At 64.6% G+C, this 5,160-nt stretch carries 3 protein-coding genes; 2 read left to right on the top strand and 1 reads right to left on the bottom strand.

The genetic code is table 11. The features are described from left to right. Positions 1–884: patatin-like phospholipase family protein (locus H5T60_11370; GenBank protein MBC7243032.1), on the bottom strand; the 884-nt coding region annotated here is incomplete at its 3' end. A 316-nt stretch (positions 885–1,200) separates the two neighbouring features. On the opposite strand from H5T60_11370, the gene clpB reads away from it, so the two are divergent. Both clpB and H5T60_11360 read left to right on the top strand, forming a co-directional pair. Beyond that, complete coding sequence (clpB, locus tag H5T60_11365; GenBank protein ID MBC7243031.1) at positions 1,201–3,813, top strand: ATP-dependent chaperone ClpB; 2,613 nt, start codon at positions 1,201–1,203, stop codon at positions 3,811–3,813. A 98-nt stretch (positions 3,814–3,911) separates the two neighbouring features. After that, a partial coding sequence (locus H5T60_11360; protein MBC7243030.1) for an AAA family ATPase occupies positions 3,912–5,160 on the top strand: 1,249 nt, incomplete at its 3' end.

The raw sequence follows: 5,160 nt of genomic DNA, 5'->3' as shown, positions 1-5,160 counted from the left end.
CGCAGTTGGGGCAAGGCGGCTTCTGCCGCCAACACGCCGGCCTGATAAATGCGGCCCAAGCCGCTCGTGAGACGCAGTTTGTCCGTGTCACCGATGCGCGGCACGATGAGGCAGTCCGCCGCCGGCTCATCCCGCATGGCATTGCGCCGCATGGTGACAAAAGCCAACTGCAGGACATCCAGGATGTTCTCCGGCGGCTCCGTAGGCTCCGTCGCCTGGCTGACGTTCACCGCGATCACATAATCGGCGCCCATTTCCAGCACCGAGGTGATGGGCAGGTTGTTGACCAGGCCGCCGTCCACCAACAGCCGGCCGTTATACGGCACCGGGTTAAAGATGACCGGCAGAGCACAACTGGCGCGCACCGCCGGCGCCAGCGGACCACTGCGGATGGGCACTTCCTCGCCCGTCAGCAGGTCGGCCGCCATTACCGTCAGCGGGATGGCCAGGTCCTCGAACGTGATATCCCCCACCAGTTCGCGGAAATATTCCTCAAGGCGGGCGCCATCCAGGATGCCCGTCGAGCGGAGCAGGTTCCACTGGGGCTTCCCCAGCCGGGTCCAATTCAGGCCGGCGGCAAGCTGGAGCATCTGGCGCGTCGACCAGCCGGCGCAGTAGACCGCGCCGACCACTGCGCCGGCGCTGGTGCCGGCCACGACATCCGGAATGATGCCCTCCCGTTCCAGCACGGAGAGCACCCCGATATGGGCGAAGCCCCGCTCACCACCCCCGCTGAGCACCAGCCCGATGCGCCGGTGGAACGGAAGCCGCCGGCGCACCTGCTCCAGCACCAACCGCGGCTGGCCGATGAGAGACTGCAGGGCCTCCCCCAAATCCTCGAAATCCACATCCCATCTCAGACGCAAGCGTCCTTTTAGCGCCATCGCCAGCTCCTTTCTGGATATTTGCCGGCCCTTACCCTTCGATTATACTGTCTCTGCGCGGAAATGGAAACCAGCCCTGGGCCGAGTGCTGAAAAAGCAGACTGGTGCGCCGGCGGTTCAGAAACCCTCTTCCCAACCCCGCTTGCCCGTTTGCTCCAGCGCACCAGCCGGCCCTTCACTCTAATAAAATTCTAACAATCCTCTAACGCCGCTCTTATACTTTCTTGCTATCGTAAGGAAGGACATAAATGTGGGCCGGCACCGCGCCTGCCGTTGGACGCCGGCCCACGAACCCGCACGCAAGGAGGGAAAGGATATGAACCTGAACCGGTATACGGAAAAAGCACAAGAAGCAATTATCGAGGCCCAGAATCTGGCCCTAGAATATCATCACAGCGCGATCGAGCCCCAGCACCTGCTCTATACCCTGGTCAAGCAGGAAGGCGGCGTAGTGCCGGCCATCCTGAAAAACCTGGGCATTGAGCCGGAGCGCGTCCTGCAGGACCTGACAGGGGAGCTGGGCAAATTGCCGCGCCAGTACGGCGCCGCGACGCAGGTGGGCATTTCCACCACCCTGGCCCGCCTGTTCCAGCGCGCGGAGGCCGAGGCCGGCAAAATGCGGGACGAGTTCGTCTCCACCGAGCATCTCTTGCTGGCCATGACTGATCCGCAGAGCGGCCCGGTCGCCGGACTGCTGTCGCGCTACGGCGTCACCCCGGACCGCATCTATGAAGCCCTGCGCTCCATCCGCGGCAGTCAGCGCGTTACCGACCAGAACCCGGAGGTGAAATATCAGGCCCTGGAAAAGTACGGCCGCGATCTGACCCAATTGGCGCGTCAGGGCAAGCTGGATCCGGTCATCGGGCGGGATGAGGAGATCCGCCGCGTCATCCAGATCCTGCTCCGGCGCACCAAGAACAACCCGGTGCTCATCGGCGAGCCGGGCGTGGGCAAGACCGCCATTGTGGAGGGCCTGGCCCAGCGCATCGTGCGCGGCGATGTGCCGGAGGGACTGCGGGATAAGCGCATCGTGGCGCTGGATATGGGCGCGCTCATCGCCGGCGCCAAGTATCGCGGCGAGTTCGAGGAGCGCCTGAAAGCGGTGCTCAAGGAGGTCACCGACGCCGCCGGCCAGATCATCCTCTTCATTGACGAACTGCACACCGTGGTGGGGGCCGGCGCGGCCGAGGGCGCCATGGATGCCAGCAACATGCTCAAGCCCATGCTGGCGCGCGGCGAACTGCACTGCATCGGCGCCACCACCCTGAACGAGTACCGCCAGCACATCGAGAAGGACGCCGCGCTGGAGCGCCGCTTCCAGCCGGTCTATGTGGACGAGCCGACCGTGGAGGAAACCATCAGCATCCTGCGCGGCCTGAAGGAGCGCTACGAAGTGCACCACGGCGTGCGCATCCAGGACAGCGCGCTTATCGCCGCGGCGGTGCTGTCGCACCGCTATATCTCCGACCGCTTCCTGCCGGACAAGGCCATTGACCTGGTGGACGAGGCGGCGGCCCGCCTGCGCATGGAGATCGACAGCATGCCGGCGGAACTGGACGAGATCGAGCGCCGCATTATGCAGTTGGAGATCGAGCGCCAGGCGCTGAGCAAAGAAACCGACCCGGCCTCGAAAGAGCGGCTCCAGCGCCTGGAGAAGGAGCTGGCCGACCTGCGCGAACAGCGCGATGCCCTGCGCGTCCACTGGCAGCAGGAGAAAGAGATCATCCAGAACATCCGCCGCATTAAGACCCAGATCGAGCAGACGCGCATCGAGATGGAGCAGGCGGAGCGCGCCGCGGATCTGGAGAAGGTGGCGCGCCTGCGCTTCGGCGTCCTGCCCGAGCTGGAGCGGCAGTTGCGGGAGGAGGAAGCACGCTTACAGACCCTCCAGAAAGACATGAAGATGCTCAAAGAGGAGGTCAGCGAGGAAGATATCGCCGAGATCGTCTCCGAATGGACAGGCATCCCGGTCTCCCGCCTGATGGAGAGCGAGGTGGAGAAACTGCTCAAGATGGAGGAGCGCATCCATCAGCGGGTGGTGGGCCAGGATGAGGCGGTGCGGGCGGTGGCCAACGCTGTGCGCCGGGCGCGCGCCGGCATGAAAGATCCCAACCGGCCCATCGGCAGTTTCCTGTTCCTGGGTCCCACCGGCGTGGGCAAGACCGAGCTGGCACGCGCCCTGGCGGAGTTCATGTTCGACGACGAGAACGCCATGATCCGCCTGGACATGAGCGAGTACCAGGAACGCCATACGGTAGCCCGCCTGATCGGTGCGCCGCCCGGATATGTCGGCTACGAGGAAGGCGGCCAGCTCACCGAGGCGGTGCGCCGCCGGCCGTACTCCGTCATCCTCTTCGACGAGGTCGAGAAGGCCCACCCAGAGGTCTTCAACGTCCTGCTCCAGCTCCTGGATGACGGCCGGCTGACCGACGGTCATGGTCGGACGGTGGACTTCAAGAACACCATCGTCATCATGACCTCCAACATCGGCAGTCACTGGATCAAGGAGCTGGGCGGCCGGGATGATGCGGAGATGCGCCGGCGGGTCCTGGAAGCGCTCAACCAGCACTTCCGGCCCGAGTTCCTGAACCGCATTGACGAGATCATCATCTTCCATTCGCTGACGAAAGAGCATCTTGTCAAAATTGTTGACATCCAGATCGAGAATTTGCGCAAACTGCTGAAAGAACGTAAGATAGATATTGAGCTGACGGAAGCGGCGAAGGAGTACCTGGCCGATGCCGGCTATGACCCGGTGTACGGAGCGCGGCCGCTGAAGCGGGTCATCCAGCGCGAGGTCATGGACCCGCTGGCCATGAAGATACTGGAAGGCCAGTTCCGCGAGGGTGACACCGTGCTGGTGGACTACACGCTCGAGGGCCTGAGCTTCCGTAAGAAAGAGCCGGTGACAGAGCCGGCGGCGGCCTAAGCCCTGACAGAAGCGGAGATCGAATAACCCGCGGTGGCGGGAGGGGCCGGATAGGCCCCTCCCCCACCCACCCTGGAAGAGAGGTAACCCGGAATATGATGCGATTGGACCGTTTTACCGAGCACGCACAGGAAGCGGCCATGCGTGCGTATGAAATATTACAGCGCTACGGCCACACCCAGGTGGACACCGAGCACCTGTTCCTGGCACTGGTGGAGCAGACCGAAGGAGCGGTCCCCCGCCTGCTCCAGATCATGGGCGTGGACCCGGAAGCCCTCAAGCGAGATCTGGATGCGGCACTGCGCCGCAGTCCCCGCATGTACGCCAGCGCCAGCAGTATGCCCGGCCAGGTGTATATCACGCCGCGCCTGAAACGGGTGCTGGACGTCGCCACAGAGGAAGCCCAGAAGCGCAACGACGAATACATCTCCACCGAGCACCTGCTCCTCGGCATCGCCCAGGAGCGCAATACCGAAGCGGCGCGCATCCTGGCGGAGCACGGCATCAGCAAGGAGCGCATTGAGCGCGCCATGCAGGAACTGCGCCCCGGCCAGCGCGTGACGGACCCCGGCGCGGAATCCCGCTACCGCGTGCTGGAGCGCTACAGCCGCGACCTGACCCAGATGGCGCGCGAGGGCAAGCTGGACCCGGTCATCGGCCGTGAGGCGGAGATCCTGCGCGTCATCCAGGTGCTCTGCCGGCGCACCAAAAACAACCCCGTCCTCATCGGCGACGCCGGCGTGGGCAAGACCGCCATCGTCGAGGGCCTGGCCCAGAAGCTGGCCAGCGGCGATGTCCCCGAAATCCTGCAGGGCAAGCGCCTCATCGCCCTCGACCTCGGCGCCATGGTCGCCGGCACCCGCTTCCGCGGCGAGTTCGAGGAGCGCCTGAAGGCCGCCATCGACGAGATCCAGCGCTCGCAGGGGGAGATCATCCTGTTCATTGACGAACTGCACACCGTGGTGGGCGCCGGCGCCGCCCCGGGCGCCATCGATGCCTCCAACATGATGAAGCCGGCGCTGGCGCGCGGCGAACTGCGCTGTATCGGCGCCACCACCCTGGACGAATACCGCAAGTACATCGAGCGGGACAGCGCCCTTGAGCGCCGCTTCGCCCCTATCTTCGTGGACGAGCCGACGCCCGAGGAGACGCTGGAGATGCTGTACGGCCTGCGCGATCGCTATGAGGCCCATCATAAGGTGAAAATCTCGGACGAGGCCCTGGAAGCGGCAGTGCGGCTCTCTCACCGCTACGTTACCGACCGCCGCCTGCCGGACAAGGCCATTGACCTGATTGACGAGGCCGCCGCCAAACTACGGGTGGCGATCTACTCCATGCCGGCGGAGC

Source organism: Anaerolineae bacterium (assembly GCA_014360855.1).
In the GTDB taxonomy this organism is placed as follows: Bacteria; Chloroflexota; Anaerolineae; order JACIWP01; family JACIWP01; genus JACIWP01.
The sequence above is the reverse complement of the archived record's forward strand: the minus strand, read 5'-3'. Positions and strand labels throughout refer to the sequence as shown.